Source organism: Sphingomonas sp. M6A6_1c (assembly GCF_053345135.1).
Map to the genome: position 1 here is coordinate 499,949 of NZ_JBKEZO010000004.1, position 14,659 is coordinate 514,607.

A 14,659-nucleotide genomic window follows, 5' to 3' on the forward strand; every position below is an offset into this window, starting at 1 on the left:
TCATCAGCAGCAAAGGAGATGTGCATTGCCCGATGAAAACCACGAAAAGCCCGTCCTTTACATGCCCGACAGCCCCAATGTCGGCGCCGCCGATCCCGACGGCGACCCCGACGATCCCAAGCGCGCCGCCAAGGATCAGGCCCGCGCCGACGATCTCGCCGCGAAGGTGGCGATCGGCGACGAACTGTCTGGCTATGAGAAGGTCGCCGGCCGCGGCGTCCCGCGCGACTGACCTTATTCCGGCGCGGCGTCCTGACGCCGCGCCACTCGCAGCACCGTATAGCCCGCGATCCCCGACAGCAGCGAGCCGAGTAGCACGCCCAGCTTCGCCTCGCTCTGCAGCAGCGGCGCATCGGCAAAGGCGAGCAGCGTGATGAAGATACTCATCGTAAAGCCGATCCCGCACAACAAGGCGACGCCGAACAGCTGACCCCGCCCGGCATGCGCGGGCATGTCGGCGAGGCCGAGCCGGATCGCCAGCATCGCGCAGCCGAACACGCCGGCGACCTTGCCGATCACCAGCCCGCCCAGCACCCCGAGCGTCACCGGTGCGGTCAGCGCCCCCGCGGGCAGCCCGAGCAGCGGCACCGCGGCATTGGCCAGCGCGAACACCGGCACCACCAGAAACGCCACCGGCCGGTGCAGCGCGTGTTCGAGCCGGTGCAGCGGGCTGGGATCGTCCGCGTCGGACCGTCCCTGGGTGGGCCGCATCGGGATGGTCAGCGCCAGCACCACCCCGGCCAGCGTCGCATGCACACCCGAGCGCAGCACGAACACCCAGAGGACCACGCCGATCGCCAGATAGATCGACAATCGCTGCACCCCGTACCGGTTGCAGCCGACCAGCAGCGCGACCGCTACCGCCGCGCCGGCAAGATCGGGCCACGACAGGCCGGCGGTATAGAAGATCGCGATGATCAGCACCGCGCCGAGATCGTCGAGGATCGCCAGCGCCGCGAGGAACACGCGCAGCGACGCCGGCACGCGCTCGCCGAGCAGCGCGATGACGCCCAGCGCAAAGGCGATGTCGGTCGCCGCGGGGATCGCCCAGCCCGATGCCGTCGGCCCGCGGTTGACCGCGAGGAACAGCAAGGCGGGCACGATCATCCCGCCCGCGGCGGCGATGCCGGGCAGCACGCGGCGCGGCCAGGTCGACAATTGCCCGTCGACCATCTCGCGCTTGATCTCCAGCCCGACGAGCAGGAAGAAGACGGCCATCAGCGCATCGTTGATCCAATGGCCGAGCGACAGTGGGCCGATGCCGGCATGCAGCAGCGCGGCATAGCCCGGCCCGAGCGGCGAATTGGCGATGCCCAATGCGACGACCGCGGCCGCCATCAGCACCAGCCCGGCGGAGGATTGCGCGGCGAGGAAGGCGCGGATCGCGCTGGTCCGCGCACGTGTGATAGAGGTCATGCGATCATCGTCCGAAGGCGGGCGGCAGGTCCGCCCGACGCGAAACCCTGCCCGCTTCTGGACCGGCACGCCGCCGTAACCAAGCCGATTGTCGCGTTTATGAGATGCGAAGACCCGATGCCGCGGCACCGGGAGGCCGAAGTGGCTCTATCCGATCCCTCTGGGGTGGAGGGTCCTGTGACGGATAGAGCCAAATCAGAATGGTGGGCGTGGCAAGGATTGAACTTGCGACCCCTGCGATGTCAACGCAGTGCAAAAGGGCGAAAATCCTACTTTGCTGCGCTTTTCTCCCTTTCAAGAACGACAACACCGTAAGAACAGAACGGTTAGGAGCGCCGAATACACGCAAGTTTCACGCAAGCCGAAACCGGGCTCTTTTGGGTAAAGCAGACGGCGAGTGGCCGGCTGATGCCGGACTGCCAATCACCATCGGCGTGGCCACGAGCACCTAAAAATAGATGACAAGCTGGGCAGGGACTGCGTCCGCGCCGCTATCGCCGGTCATGCCGCCTCGTGGGCATTCGCACACTGCTCGCTACTCGATCAGCACGTCTGCACCAGTGGGTTATGTGCGCCCGATTGGTCCGTGAACTGATCGGTGATGGGTCTTGCACCGGATCGTGCTGACTCGATTGTCGATTGGTCTCAAACGGAGTCCCACATAGTTGTCCCCCGTCTTCGCTGTGAGCAAAGCCGCGCTCCGCTCTCGCTATCTGACAGGAGAGATGTGGCCATGACGCAGATTTTGAGATTGACGAGCGCAGCCCTAGCCTCGCCCGTTAGCGTTGGGATTCTCCGGCCCTCGGAAATCAGCACTACGTAAATTTTCTGGTAAGGCTCGATCCGAGCCTTTCGCCTGACGCTCCGCGTGCGAGCATCTCGGCTTTAGAATCAATCTCGCAGATCAGGACGCCAGTTCCGCAAGGGTCTGGCACCGTCTGCGGCGTATCCCTCTAACCTCGCGCGCTCTTCCGCCAGTCGGGTCGAGTCCAGGATCATGATCTCGAGAGCGATGGGTCCCTTTGCTTCGGCGAATGCATACCACCCTGCGAAGGCCGGCGACTGCCACCTGACCCAATCCCAGACACGCAACGCAGCGAGTGCGGTATCAAGTTCCAGCACGAGAAACCGCCGGCCCCTGCGGATGCCCACGAGACGCGGATGCCCCTTGAGCACGAGCGAGAAGTACACCGGGTCTGCACGATGGGCCTGTGCCTCAGACTCCGCCTCGACGCCGTCGTCGATCTCACCGTTCAGTTGTTCCTCCGCAGCCCGGAAAACCTCGTTTTCCAACACACCCGTCAGGAAGTCTGCGCCCAGAAGCGTCGCCATGCGTGCCCACGTCGGCCAACGATCCGACAGCCGCATCATGAGACTAGCGACGATCCTGGCACTCTCCTGATTGTTGAAGTCGTGGCTCCAGACCACCCGCGTTCCGCCTTCATCGGAAGAGGGTCCACGGACTTGGGCAAGGGCGACCTCAGATTGGGCTCTACCCACCGTCAGCTTAACGACGTACAATCCCCGTGCTGGGCGTTCGTCTCGACCCTCACCATGCACCACCGCTCTCCAAACCTCATCGACAGCGAGGCCGCTCAGGCCGCGGCGTACCGTTCGGTCCAGTCGACCAGGCGACACCGCGGCTCGCCATCGCCGCCATAGACCTCTTCGGCGCACCACCGGAGTTCATCATCGAACATCTCGGGCACCACCTCACGCCACCAGTGCCTCTGCTGTGCGTCCCAACGGTAGCCTCGCGCCTTAAGGCAATCCTTCGCTCGGAACGGAGCGGACGTGGCTTCCACGCGCCACTTAGGCTTGGAGCCATTGCCCAAGGCATCACCGAGGATCGTACGGCAGCGACCGACCGGTTGATGGTCCAGCAGGTGTAGAAGCGCCGCGACGTCGATGTCCGCTCGATGTGCGTCGTAGAACAAGCCCACCTGGGTCAGGAGGTGCGACAGCGAGCGCCCCTCGAAGCCCAGTGCGCGCCATTCCACGTCCTGCATCGAGCAGATCCAAGGTCGGCCTACCGCGCCGGGCAGCCGTGCTTCGACGAACGGTCGATCGAAGGCGCTGTTGTGGGCCACGACGAAATCGGCATCCAGGATCAGACAGGTCGCCTCCGCCTCGCAAATCCGCTTGCCGGCAACGGCCGCATCGGTCAGCCGGCAGGGGATTAGGGGTCCACGTAGAGCATGTCGGCCTTCGAGCTTACCTACCTAGCTGGCGCACCCTGCCGGCACCCGAGCGCGGTGGAGCGTCGTTCCTTGTAGGCTTCTCGAACGATGAGGTTACGCTTCAGGTTGAATTGGCTTTGCGCGTTAACGTGGACGGAAGCTTTCAACTTACCCGCTGGCGGTGAATGTCGCAGGTGAAGAACGGTCCAAAACGGGCTGCTACAGAGCCGTGACATCTCGAGGCAGATGCTGATCCCCGTCCGAACAGCAGGTCTTCCACGTTCCGCAACGACATTCGGAGGCGGACGTACATCAACATCACGAGCCCGATGACCTCGGGAGAAGAGTTGAAGTAGCGGCATGACTGGCTTGCGAGCACGAGGCGCTCCCCCGGCCCCCCTGCCCCAGCATCACGCAGCCAAAGCTTTTGACTCCGCGGGGTCCCTTGAACTCGTCGGCGTCATTCTCCTGGTAGCGGGCGTAGCCATAGACCATGCCGCCATTGACCATCGGAGCAGGATCGACGGTGAGGCAGGTCTGATCGATCGAGTTCTCGGGGCCCGAATTAAAGAGTGGCAATGTTACGGCAATTTTCTTCACAGAAGCGGTGAACAGCGGGTATCGCATGACGATTGACGCTGTCCACGCAAGGATGGCGGCGCCCTTAGACGCCGCCCTAGCTGTGGAACTTAGAAGTTTGCGCGTAGCCCGACAACGAAGTTGCGTCCGGCATAGGTCGCCCCGTCGGGCTGAGATTCGCGGTTCTCATATTGATTGTATTGTACTTGCTTCAGCAGATTTTGCGCCTGAATAGTGAATTGTAGGCGCTTGTACCAAGGAAGCGGAAACGAGATCTGGGCATCCATGTAGTCTGTCGCCGTCGTGTAGAGGTCGCCCGGTATATTATTACACGGGCAGACGTTTGAGATGTTGGCGTCGCGGTGAGTGTAGGACACGCGGATTTGAAAATCCTTAGTTTCGTAATAGATCGTACCGTTATACGTCCACGGTGCGAGCCCCGACAGCAACGCATTCGGATTGAATCCGGCCGGCACGGCGGCGCCGCTCAGCCACTGCTTGATGTGGGTGACGTTGGCGTTGAAGCCGACGCCCTTCACTAGGAAGTCGAGCGGCTGGATCCACTGGAATTCCTGACCGAAAAGGTTGATCACCGTATCCGAGTTCAGCCGCTGCAGCACGTTGATCACCGCGTTGTCGGTGTTGCCGCCGCCAAGGTTGGCGAGGCCCGTCCGCTGACGGTCCGATAAGCGTGTCAGGTCGATGCCCAACTGCGAGAACGGCATCTGCGTCGGGAGGACGAACGGATAATCGTAGATCTTCTTGAACCAGCCGTTGAACGTCAGGACCGAGCGCGAGCGGGGATACCATTCGACGCCAAAATCGTAATTGTCGGCATAGAAGGGCCGCAGCGCGGGGTTACCAATCGTGTAGGAGTCGGCGTCGAGACTGAGTTCGTAGCGTGGCGATAGATCCGCGGGGTTAGCACGCGTAACCGTCCGCGCCCCTGCACCGCGCACGATCAGCGTGTCCGTGAGGAAGTAGGACAGATTTAGACTCGGCAGCCAGTTAGAAGATTTGGATGTGAACCGCGGCACGCTTCGGGTCCCCGCCCCGCCGATCAAAATAAAGTCGTTAACCAAACCCGCCACCGCCTGCTGATTGCTAGTGTAGCGGATGCCTGCGTTGAAGCGCAGGTCGCGTCGGAATAGCTGCAGCCGTCCGTCTGCCATGAGGTAGCCGGCGACCGTGTCCTCTTCAAGCACGCGCGGTGAATAGGTGTTGAGGTAGTTGGCGGGCTGCGTTCCCGGATTGAGCTCGTAGCGGAAATAGTCGAGGTTCACCGCCTGCCGGATCTTGGCGAAGTCCGGCACCAGCCAGCCGTTGTTGAGGCCTGCGTTAAACGGTGCGCCCTTGAACAGCTGCATCGAGGGCAGCTCGGTGAGATATTGCGGGATCGCCGCGTTGGGGATCACCTCCTGAATCGACGGCTCGGTCGAGGTGAAGGTGCTGGTGCACGCACCGCGGCTCGCGCAGTCGAGCGCCTGCCAACCTGCGATCGTGCGTCGGAATCGCTGCTTCATGACGCCGGTCGACAATTGCAGGCGCTGTACGTCGCCGCCAACGAGGTCGAAGCGATAGGCATCCTGATCGAGCTTCTGCCGATTTTCGGCGAGAAAGATGCTGTTCCACGACCAGTTGGTGAACGTCGGCAGATCGATATTGGTCGAGATCGAGGGCGTGATGTCCCCCGGCTTATAGCTATATTGCGCATATTGCCCGGTGTTGACCGGGGTGAGGTCGGACGCCGGCTGCGTCGCTGGTGACGGCACGCCGGAAGGGTACACTGCGGGAGCGATCCGCGGTGCGGCCGATTGCATCGTATATTGCAGCTGCGAATCCTTGAACCGCCCGCTGTTCTTCATCACCTGCGCAGAGAATCGGAAATTGTCGGCGATGTCCCATTCCGCCGCCAGTGACCGATAGAACAGCGAGGTGCTGTTCTGCTGATCGGTGCTCTGGTTGAGGAAATAGGCGTTGCCGAACGTGCCGTCGGTCAGCACTTTGTCCTTATCGAGCGTGAACCCGATCGGAATGGTGTTGTTGTAGCTGCGCACCGCCAGCATCACGTCGTACTGGCCGAAGTCGTTGTTCGACTGGCTCTTGATCGCGTCGACGCGGAAGCGGATCGCCTCTGTAGGGCGATATTCGAAATTGACCATGCCGGTCTTGCGAGTGCGGTTGCCGACGATCTGCTCGGCCCGGACGAGCCGCGGCACGATCGCGTTACTGAGGTCCTGACAGCTCAGCCCCGACGTCCCGCCGGGCGCGCCGTTGCCGCAGATCGACAGCGGGGAGCCCGCCGCTCCGAGCCCCAGTTCGGAAGGCACATTGCCGGGAACCGTCGTCAGCAGCGCGCCCGCGCCGCGGCCATAGCCCCCCGTCGCGATATTGCCGGTGTTGCACCCGGATCGCGTCGCCGGACAGAACGGATTGACGTTCAGTGTCGTATAGCCGACCGTGTTGAATATCTCGCTGCGGTAGTCGCGCTGCGCATAGGCGCCCCCCAGTAGAAGACCGAACTCGCCGATCGAGGTTCTCCACCGGTCGCTGACGATCACCGCGCCGCGCGGCGTCGTCGTACCATTAGCGTCCTGATACTGGCCCTGCCCCTGGACGCTGACGCTGAAGCCCTTCTGGTCGAAGGCGCGAACCGGCTGCAGGTCGACGACGCCGGCGGTGCCGCCCTCCACCGTACTCGCGGTCGGCGACTTGCTCAGTGTGACGCGGCGGAATAGTTCGGACGGAAGGATGTCGAGGCTCGATCCGCGCCCTTCGTTGACGCCCTGGCTGGAGGTGGTGACGTTGAACCCATTGAGCGTGGTCACGGTGAATCCCGCGCTTAGGCCACGAACGTTAATCGTAGTGCCCTCACCAGTGTTGTCGCGATTGAGCTGCACGCCGGGCAGTCGCTGCAACGATTCGGCGAGGTTGAGATCCGGAAACTTACCGATGTCCTCGGCGTAGATCGAGTCAATGAAGTTGGTCGCGTTCTTCTTGGCGTTGGCTGAGTCTTCCAACGAGCGGCGATATCCGGTCACGACGATATCCCCGGGTTGCGAGTCGCCTGACGCAACCTGCCGGCCCACGCCGCCATCCTCCTGAGCCGTGCCCCCACCCGGCGATGCGCCCGTCACAGACTGAGTTGATGCGTCCGTTTCCGGCGTAATGGAGCTCCCACCATGCTGCACGCCCGGTTTTGTTCGGCTGGTCGTAGCTGGCGGATCGGCTTGCACGCGAGACTGACCCGAACTTCCGTCGAGCAAACTGGCACTCTGCGCTTCAGCGCTTTGGGCTACCATTATCGCGAGAACGCTCGAACTCGAAGCTGCCAACCAATGGCTGCAAGAGCTGCCAAGTGTAATTCCCCTACGCATATTCCCTCTCCTGTATGGCCAGTTTTTCTAATTGGCTCGACTAGGATCGTGCATTTTACTCCTACATAACGCAAGGCACATCCGCAAAAAAGATCGGGTGGGCTGCGGCCGCCACTTAAGTGCTTAAGTCGGCGTGCTTCGAGGACGACATCTGCTGCGCTTTAATGCCTTACCGGACGTAAGGCATGGCAGACCTCGACATGGGCAAGCGCGGCCCGAATGATTGTGCGGCGCACCAATTTTACATTTTGACGTCGCATATTTCCTGCTTGGTCTATTAACGTCGGAAGCCCTACGATGGGTTGATGATCCTAGGAGCTGAACGGTCACGGAAAAAACGACCGTGCTGGCTTCGACGGCTATTATAATTCTTGCGAGCTTGAATAGTGATGGGGTTGAAGACGCCGATGGCAAGACACGCGACGCGTCACCTGATTAGCTCGGGTGCTTTACGTGAAACGCCAATCAATGATCGTATGTACCAGCGCTTGGCTCGGACGATTTTCGAGCAAATCGCATCCGGCGTATTCGCGATGGGCGAACGGCTGCCAGCCGAACGTGAGCTCGCAACGATCTACAACGTAAGCCGCCCGGTTATACGGGAAGCCCTCATCGCGTTGGAGGTTCAAGGATTCATTGAGGTTCGCGTCGGATCCGGCGCCTATGTTAGCCGGATACCTGGCCAGGATGAGGAGCCAGCATTCGCGATTACAGCGTTCGAGCTGACTGAGGCACGCCTTCTCTTTGAAGGCGAAGCAGCAGCGTTGGCTGCCGTCCACATCACTGAAGAGCAGATTTCCCGTCTTGACGCTCTAGTGGACGCAATCGCTGCGGAAAACCTTCAGCCGGAAGTCACCGAGGAGGCAGACCGGGATTTTCATCTCACCATCGCGGCCGCGACGCGGAATGCAGGCGTGCTTCGCACCATAGAAGATCTATGGCATCTTAGATCCACCTCTCCGGAATGCGCCCTCCTACATGCCAAGGCACGTCATGCGAAGGTCCGACCGGTCATCGCGGAACATGCGGCGATCGTCGATGCATTGCGTGCCCGAGACGTCAGCCGTGCACGGACGGCAATGCGCGCGCACCTGACAGCTGTCATGGATCACCTACTATTCACGACCGAGGAACTGGCAATAGAAGAGGCTCGGCGCTCCGTTGCAAGCGCACGACGCCGTTACGGCGGGGCCCTTCCGGTCTGAGCAAGTCGGTTCGGCTAACTACGCCGGCCTCGACGGCCGAAGCTCAAGGCATACCGCCCCCGCCGGTCTATTGTGGGTCGTGTCCGTCAACGTGGTGTAATTTGGGGTGTGGCCCCGGGCTGCATCGTTCAGGCGGCCTTGGGTGTAATCTGTAGCGGCGTCACCTCCTCGATCTGTGGTGTGGCGAGAGCGACCATGCCCTCGATCTGCATGTAGCGGTTCTGGAGCTGGTACTCGTCGTTCTGCTCGAGGAGCACGGCGCCAATGAGCCGGGTGATGCTGTCCTCGTTGGGGAAGATGCCCACCACGTCAGCCCGGCGCTTCACCTCCTTGTTGAGCCGTTCGAGCGGGTTGGTGCTGTGCAGCTTCACCCGGTGCTGCTCGGGAAAGGTCATGTAGGCGAGCACGTCGTGCTCGGCGTTGTCCATGCAGGCGCCGAGTTTCGGCCATCTGGCGCGGAGCTGGTCGGCGACATGGCGCCAGGTTCGGGTGGCGGCGGCATGGTCCGGCTGGAGGAAGACCTGCCGGATCGCGGCGGCGACCATGGTGTTGTGGCCCTTGGGGACGTGCGCCAGCGCGTTGCGCATGAAGTGGACGCGGCAGCGCTGCCAGGTGGCGCCGACGACGCGGGTGACGGCGGCCTTCAGCCCCTCGTGCGCGTCGGAAATGACCAGCTTCACGCCCTTGAGCCCGCGCCGGACGAGATCGCGCAGGAAGGTCGACCAGAACGGCTCGGCCTCGCTCGGGCCGATGTGCAGGCCGACGATCTCGCGCTTGCCCTCGGTGGTGACGGCGACAGCGATTATGGCGGCGACGCTGACGATGCGGCCGCCCTCGCGGACCTTGAGGTAGGTGGCGTCGAGCCAGAGGTACGGCCACTCGCCGGCGAGCGGGCGCTTCAGGAAGGCGTTCACCCGTTCGTCGATGTCCTTGCACAGTTTCGACACGCTCGACTTCGAGATGCCGCTCATCCCCATCGCCTGGACCAGATCGTCGACGCGCCGCGTACTGACGCCGGCGATCCAGGCCTCCTGGATGACGCTGACCAGCGCCTTCTCGACCGTCTTCCTCGGCTCCAGGAAGCCGGGAAAGTAGGCGCCGGTGCGCAGCTTGGGGATCTTCAGGTTGAGCGTGCCCAGCCGGGTATCCAGGCTGCGGTCACGGTAGCCGTTGCGCCACGTGCTACGCTCGCCGGACCGCTCGTGGCGGCCGGCGCCGATGAGGCCGTCGACGTCGGCCTCCATGATGATCTGCAGCACGCTCTCGGCAACGCTGCGCAGGAAATCGCCGTCTCCGGTCTTCGCCATCAACTCGGCAAGCGGTAGTCTGTCGTCGGTCATCGGGAAAAACTCCTCGGATGTTGGTGAAGCTCGACACTTCCACCTTAACCGATGAGCCCGGTGGCCACCGAGGCGCCGAAGCCGGGGTGGGGCCTCGGCCCCACCCCGGCATACACCGTCATCTACACCGGGAAATTACACCACGAGCGCGGACGCTACCCTATTGTGGCCATTTAGTGTTCCACACGATCATACAGGGGCAAGATCGATTTCCGGTTGCCTACGGCTCACGATGTCCGTGGTCATCATTCGCCGGCGTGCGCGAGCCCCCTTTCGAGACCGCGCAATTCCGCAAGCCCGCGCATCCTTCCAAGCAGCGAATAGCCGGGATTGGTCGACCGCATTAAATCATCGAGCATCTGATGGCCATGGTCAGGCCGCATGGGAATACTGCGCCCTTCCTTCAGGGAGAGGCGGTGAACCGCAGCGACGATGGCTGCCATGTCGGCGTTTCCGCCCAGATGCTCGGCCTCGTGGAAGGCCCCGTCGGCTTCCCGCTGCACGGACCGAAGGTGAAGGAAGCCGATGCGGTTGCCAAGACGCGTCACCATGCCGGGCAGATCGTTGTCCGCCCTGACGCCGAAAGACCCAGTACACAGGCACAGCCCGTTGGAAGCATTCGGCACGCGCGTGAAAAGGTCGACGACATCCGCCTCGGTGCTCACGACCCGTGGTAGACCGAAGATCGGAAAGGGCGGGTCGTCCGGGTGGACCACCAGCCGGATACCGAGATTGTCCGCCAGAGGACATACCGCCTCGAGGAACGCGACGTGATTGTCGCGAAGTCGGGCGGCGTCGATGTCCGCATAGCTGTCGATCGCGTGGAGGAACTGGGCGGAGGTGAAACCTTCCTCGCTTCCCGGCAGCCCGGCGATGATCGTACGCTCGAGTCGGTGCCGGTCGGCGGCTGTCATTGTCGAATATCGCGCTTCGGCGGCGGCTTGGGTAGCGGCATCGTAGCTCGCCGCCGCACCGGGACGTCGCAGGATGAACAGATCGTAGGCCGCCACCGCAATCGCTTCGTAGCGCAGCGCGCGGGCGCCGTCGGGCAGTTCCCAAGCCAGATCCGTCCGCGTCCAATCAAGGAGCGGCATGAAGTTGTACGTCACCACGTCGATGCCGTAGGCGGCGAGGTTCGTCAGGCTTTTACGATAGTTGGCGATCAGGCGATCCCAGTCGACCGAGCGCGTCTTCAACCGCTCGTCTACAGGCAGGCTTTCCACCACCCGCCAGTCGAGGCCGGCTGCCTCGATCATCGCCTTGCGTGCGGCGATCGCATCTCGCTCCCAGACGGCACCGTTCGGCAGTTCGTGCAGCGCGGTCACGATCCCGGTCGCGCCCGCCTGTCGTATCTCATGGAGGCGAACCGGATCCGCCGGACCGAACCACCGCATCGTTTGCGTCATCAACACGTCACTGACCTTCCTCGAATGTATCATGGCCGCGCTATCGGCCGCGCAGCAGGCTCCACAGCACCGCCGCCGCCAACAGGTCGAGCGCGGCGAGTGCTGCAAACAAAGGATCATAGCCCCAGGCGTCGGCGCTCTGGCCGATCAGCAGCGTGAACAGCATGCCGCCGACCCATGCGGAGGTGCCCGCCATGCCGCTAGCGGTGCCGACGGTGCGGCTGTCGAACATGTCCGCGCACAACGTAATCAGAGCACCACTCAGCATCTGATGTGCGAAGCCGCCGACGCAGAACAACAGAATCGCGACTCCCGAGGAGCCGGCCAGCCCGATGCCCGCCGGGCCGATCATGCACAACGCGCCGATTGTCATGGTGATCTTGCGCGAGGCGACGAGCGGCACCCCGCGTTGCATTAGCCAGCTCGGCAGCAACCCGGCGGCAAGGCTTCCGAAGTCGGCGGCGAGAAACGGCATCCATGCCCAAAGGGCGATGCTCTTGAGGTCGAGTTGCCAGACTGACGCGAGGTAAAGCGGGATGAAGAAGTTGAATGTCTGCCACGCCGGCTCGGCGAAGAAGCGCGGCACCGCGATCCCCCAGAAGGCCCTACTTCTCAGCAGATCGCGGCGTGTCGCCGGCTTGGTGCCGAGATCCTCGCCACCCGCTGACTCCATGGCGGCACGGTCCGCTGCATCGAGCGCGGGATGATCCGCCGGACTGCGGTAGGTCCAATACCACAGGAACGCCCAGACGAGGCTGAGCGCGCCAGTGACGAGGAAGGCCGCCTGCCAATTCCACGCCAGGATGCAGAACGCGACGAGCGGCGGCGCGATCATGTTGCCGACGCTGGTGCCCATCTGGAACACGCTGGTCGCCAGCGAACGTTCGCGCGGTGGAAACCATTCTGACACCGTCTTCGCGCCAGCGGGAATCGCCGCCGCCTCGCTGGCTCCTAGCAAGGCGCGGAACGCGGCGAGGCTCGGCCAGCCCGTCGCCAGCGCGTGCGCCATGTTGGCAAGCGCCCAGCCGATCGCGAAAAGGAAGAAGCCGAGCCGCGTGCCCAGCGCGTCGAGCACGCTGCCCGCCACCGTCTGCATCACCGTGTAGCTTGCTTGGAACGCGAGCACGACCCAGCTGTAGTCTTCAGTCGTCATGCCGAATTCAGTCTTCAGCTGCGGTGCCGCGACCGACAGCGTCGATCGCGCGAGATAGTTGAGGATCGTCCCCAACGTGACCAAGCCTATCAGCCGCCAGCGCAACGGTATGGCGCGCCCCACCCTATAGCATCTCGGCCGAAATATCGGCAGGCCGCCCTCGTACTTGCATGCGTTCCTCTCCTCTTGATCCGCTATGATAATGTGGGCAAACCGGTCTGACCAGCGGGCAAATCACCATGGTAAGGATGGCCAGCATGAAAGATACGATGTTAAAAACAGAACGGCGCCCGTGCAAGGACCACATCGGCCTTAACGACTATCGTAGAAACATTCCAGCTGTCGAATTAGGTTTTTGCCAATACGAAGTAGTCTTGTGCGTCGCCCGTTAGTCGACAAGTCAGAACGCTGCTCCGGACAGCGTGATATGACGGCAGATCACCGTTATTATCAACATGTTGCTAACAAGATACTGCAGCAGCTTAGGTCTGGTTGCTACTCTGTAGGAGACCGACTACCTGCCGAGCGCGACCTTGCCGTTGAATATGATTCCAGTCGCTCCATTGTGCGTGAGGCTCTAATATCATTAGAGGTGCAAGGCTTTGTAGATGTTCGAGTAGGATCAGGAACGTTTGTTCGTCGTCTTCCAAATGTAGATAGCCTACCTCAAGCGTCCGAGCATATATACGAATTGACGCAAGCGCGCATGATGATCGAAGGTGAGGCTGCGGCGCTTGCGGCGACGTGCATCACATCTCAAGAGGTCAACCAGCTAGAGGATCTTGTCGCACTAACGTCGATTGAGGGCGTTAGATCAAAAGCAACCGAGGTGGCGGATAGAGATTTTCACCTAGGGATAGCCTCCGCTACCAGGAACATAATCGTCAAGAAAATGGTTGCAGATCTTTGGAACTCAAGGCTCGTATCACAGGGCTTTTCATATTTAGATCTCCACAATAGTGATTCTAATCATTATACTTTGGATTTTGAGCATAGAACTATTTTAGATTCTCTTAAGTTAAGGGATAGCGCCAAAGCCAGAACGGCAATGCGAAACCATCTTCTTCAATCTATGTTGCGCCTGCTTGACTTTCACGAACGCTCGGAGATGGATGAGGCTCGACGTTCAACCGCAGCAATCAAACAAAGGTACGATGATCTTAAAAAGGTCATTTGATCTTCGGCATACAACATAGATTCGGAGCAACCTCCTCTGTGAGAGCGAATAAGAAGTAGCTATTTTAACTTATTCGTCAGGAGGCATTCCGCGAACATGATGCGCATCAACTTTAGACGCCACAGCCCTCCGCACGGGGCGCTCCGCCAGCAGCCCTTAGGAAGATTGACATCAGTCACTGGCCAGTCCGAAATCCGGTTGACTCTTTTACCAATAGCCGCGAAGGGTAGCGATATCACGGCTGCCTAGACAACCGGTGAGGAGCGGCATGGCTTTGACATCTTCATACCCAAATGAATGGTCGCGGTTGAACAAGGCACTGCGAATGCCTTCACCGGCAGCTCTCGTAGCAAGCAATTCGCCTCCAGCCCATAGTTTCTGCGGCTAGGCCTCGCATGCGATTCCTGCCGGCGCGCGCACAAAAAGGTCGGCCGCAGTTAAGACCAATTCGACGCTATTGCGTATGCCGCGACGACGGCAGCGTGTCACCAGAGAGGAACCTGAAGTTGAGCACCGTTCGTACCCTCCGTCTGCGCCGCATCGCCTTGTTGTGCGCTACCACGCTCGGCTCGCTCGGCGCGTCGATGGCCGCGGCGCAGGCCGTGCCGCCGCCGCAGGAGCAGACCCCCGCCGATGGCCAGGACAACGGCCCTGCCGTCGCGCCCGTGCCGCAGACCGACCAGAGCCAGGGCGCGCCGGGTGAGGACATCGTCGTCACCGGCTATCGTTCGAGCCTTGCCAAGTCGACCGAGTCCAAGCGCGCCTCGACCGGCTTTACCGATTCGATCTTCGCCGAGGACATCGGCAAGTTCCCCGACACCAACAT

Annotated in this window: 11 protein-coding genes and 1 pseudogene; 4 read left to right on the forward strand and 8 right to left on the reverse strand. The window is 61.7% G+C overall.

The features are described 5' to 3' along the window. Nucleotides 1-25: 25 nt before the first annotated feature. Nucleotides 26-232 carry a hypothetical protein gene (locus tag ACLBWH_RS11075; RefSeq protein WP_322850248.1) on the forward strand — a complete coding sequence of 69 codons (207 nt, stop codon included), beginning with the start codon at nt 26-28 and terminating at the stop codon, nt 230-232. 2 nt (nt 233-234) lie between these two features. On the opposite strand, the gene nhaA is transcribed toward ACLBWH_RS11075, so the two are convergent. From nhaA to ACLBWH_RS11100, 5 genes are all read right to left on the reverse strand, one after another. Beyond that, nucleotides 235-1,416, reverse strand: a complete 1,182-nt coding sequence (gene nhaA, locus ACLBWH_RS11080) for a Na+/H+ antiporter NhaA (RefSeq protein WP_447798783.1) — start codon at nt 1,414-1,416, stop codon at nt 235-237. Nucleotides 1,417-2,307: 891 nt separating this feature from the next. After that, nucleotides 2,308-2,748 carry a hypothetical protein gene (locus tag ACLBWH_RS11085; protein ID WP_447798785.1) on the reverse strand — a complete coding sequence of 147 codons (441 nt, stop codon included), beginning with the start codon at nt 2,746-2,748 and terminating at the stop codon, nt 2,308-2,310. A 263-nt stretch (nt 2,749-3,011) separates the two neighbouring features. After that, the gene (locus ACLBWH_RS11090) at nt 3,012-3,506 is read right to left on the reverse strand and encodes a hypothetical protein (protein ID WP_447798787.1); all 495 of its coding nucleotides are present in this window, start codon (nt 3,504-3,506) and stop codon (nt 3,012-3,014) included. A 408-nt stretch (nt 3,507-3,914) separates the two neighbouring features. Further along, nucleotides 3,915-4,223 (reverse strand): hypothetical protein, encoded by a 309-nt coding sequence (locus ACLBWH_RS11095; RefSeq protein ID WP_447798789.1) that lies wholly within the window; start codon nt 4,221-4,223, stop codon nt 3,915-3,917. A gap of 62 nt (nt 4,224-4,285) precedes the next feature. Then, complete coding sequence (locus ACLBWH_RS11100; protein WP_447798791.1) at nt 4,286-7,216, reverse strand: TonB-dependent receptor; 2,931 nt, start codon at nt 7,214-7,216, stop codon at nt 4,286-4,288. Nucleotides 7,217-7,947: 731 nt separating this feature from the next. Here ACLBWH_RS11100 and ACLBWH_RS11105 point away from each other — a divergent pair. Next, complete coding sequence (locus tag ACLBWH_RS11105; protein ID WP_447798793.1) at nt 7,948-8,757, forward strand: FadR/GntR family transcriptional regulator; 810 nt, start codon at nt 7,948-7,950, stop codon at nt 8,755-8,757. Nucleotides 8,758-8,885: 128 nt separating this feature from the next. Here ACLBWH_RS11105 and ACLBWH_RS11110 read toward each other — a convergent pair whose 3' ends face one another. From ACLBWH_RS11110 to ACLBWH_RS11120, 3 genes are all read right to left on the reverse strand, one after another. Then, the gene (locus ACLBWH_RS11110) at nt 8,886-10,097 is read right to left on the reverse strand and encodes an IS256 family transposase (protein WP_447798795.1); all 1,212 of its coding nucleotides are present in this window, start codon (nt 10,095-10,097) and stop codon (nt 8,886-8,888) included. Between the two features lie 245 nt (nt 10,098-10,342). Then, complete coding sequence (gene uxuA, locus ACLBWH_RS11115) at nt 10,343-11,503, reverse strand: mannonate dehydratase (RefSeq protein ID WP_447798797.1); 1,161 nt, start codon at nt 11,501-11,503, stop codon at nt 10,343-10,345. 40 nt (nt 11,504-11,543) lie between these two features. Further along, entirely contained in the window at nt 11,544-12,779 is a 1,236-nt protein-coding gene (locus ACLBWH_RS11120; RefSeq protein ID WP_447798798.1) for an MFS transporter, read from the reverse strand. Nucleotides 12,780-13,083: 304 nt separating this feature from the next. On the opposite strand from ACLBWH_RS11120, the gene ACLBWH_RS11125 reads away from it, so the two are divergent. Next, nucleotides 13,084-13,833, forward strand: coding sequence for a FadR/GntR family transcriptional regulator (locus tag ACLBWH_RS11125; RefSeq protein ID WP_447798800.1), 750 nt, complete (start codon nt 13,084-13,086; stop codon nt 13,831-13,833). Between the two features lie 506 nt (nt 13,834-14,339). After that, a pseudogene (locus ACLBWH_RS11130) lies at nt 14,340-14,659 on the forward strand (TonB-dependent receptor); the annotation flags it as partial.